The organism is Kitasatospora sp. MBT63 (genome assembly GCF_000710465.2).
In the GTDB taxonomy this organism is placed as follows: Bacteria; Actinomycetota; Actinomycetes; order Streptomycetales; family Streptomycetaceae; genus Kitasatospora.
Window position 1 is genome coordinate 1 of the sequence record NZ_JAIZ01000028.1, and the last position, 1450, is coordinate 1450.

Annotated in this window: 1 protein-coding gene; it reads left to right on the top strand. The window is 69.9% G+C overall.

The window, feature by feature from the left end:
* Window positions 1-84: 84 nt before the first annotated feature.
* On the top strand, window positions 85-1335 hold the full coding sequence (locus AA75_RS01750) for an IS701 family transposase (protein ID WP_033817878.1): 1251 nt from the start codon (window positions 85-87) through the stop codon (window positions 1333-1335).
* The last annotated feature ends 115 nt before the right edge of the window (window positions 1336-1450 follow it).

Consider the following 1450-nt stretch of genomic DNA (forward strand, 5'->3'; position numbering starts at 1 on the left):
CTAGTAGGGCTTGGTCAGGTCGGCGCGGTGTTGGCGTGTCCTCGGGTGTGGGTGACGCGTTGTTGATGCGTGACACCTGGGGAGATGGCCGAGGTCCGGGAGGACCTGGAGGCGTTCACGGCGGAGCTGTTCGAAGCGTTCACGCGTGCTGACCAGCGGCGTTGGGGTAAGGCCTATGTGCGTGGGTTGCTGTTGGACGGCAAGCGGAAGTCGGTGGAGCCGATGGCCGCGCGGCTCGGGGAGGACGGAAACCGGCAGGCTCTCGCGCATTTCGTCACGACAAGCCCGTGGGATCCGGCGCATGTGCGGGCCCGTCTGGCGTGGCGGATGCAGGACGCCATCGATCCGACCGCGTTGATCATCGACGACACGGGGTTCCTCAAGGACGGCGACGCGTCGGCGGGTGTGTCGCGGCAGTACACCGGAACCGCGGGCAAGGTCACCAACTGCCAGGTGGGTGTCTCGCTCCACCTGGCCCGTGACCACGCATCGGTCCCGGTCGACTGGCGGCTGTTCCTCCCCGCCGCCTGGGACCCGGCCTCGGCCAAGGCGGCCCCGGACAAGGTCGTCCGGCGGCGTTCCTGTGGCATCCCTGCGGACCTCGGCCACGTGGAGAAGTGGCAACTGGCCCTGGACATGATCGATGAGACCCGGTGCTGGGGCGTCCACGTGCCACTGGTCGTCGCCGACGCAGGATACGGCGACGCCGTCGCGTTCCGCCTCGGCCTCCAGGCGCGTGGCCTGCACTATGTGGTGGGGGTCTCCAGCACGCCGACCGCGCACCCCGCCGACGCCCGGCCGTTCACGCCCGCCTACAGCGGCACCGGCCGGCCGCCGGTGGCGAAGTACCCGGACAGGGCCCGCAGTCTGAAGGACCTGGCCATCACCGCCGGACCACAAGCGGCCAGGCCGGTGTCATGGCGGGAGGGCTCGCGCCCCGGCAGGGCGGCGAGCGGCTTCAAGCGGATGTACTCACGCTTCGTGGCATTGCGGATCCGCCCCGCCGGACGCGAGATCCGGGACGCGACCGAGGGCGTGGAACTGGCCGAGTGCTGGCTGCTGGCCGAGTGGCCCGCCAAGGAGGCGGAACCGGTCCAGTTCTGGCTCTCCAACCTGCCCGCCGACACCCCGCTGACCACTCTGGTGCGAATGGCCAAGCTCCGATGGCGGGTCGAGCACGACTACCGGGAGATGAAACAGGCCCTCGGCCTGGCCCACTTCGAGGGCCGCACGTTCACCGGCTGGCACCACCACGTCACCCTCGTCTCCCTCGCCCACGCGTTCTGCACCCTGCGAAGGTTGGCCACCGCCCCAAAAGACGCGGGGCCGGCCTGAGCCTCTACCAAGTCGTCCGCGAGTTGCAGACACTCCTCGCGACCTGGGCCGGCGCCTGCCCCACCTGCCACCGCGACATACCCACGCCAGTACCAACCTGACCAAGCCCTACTAG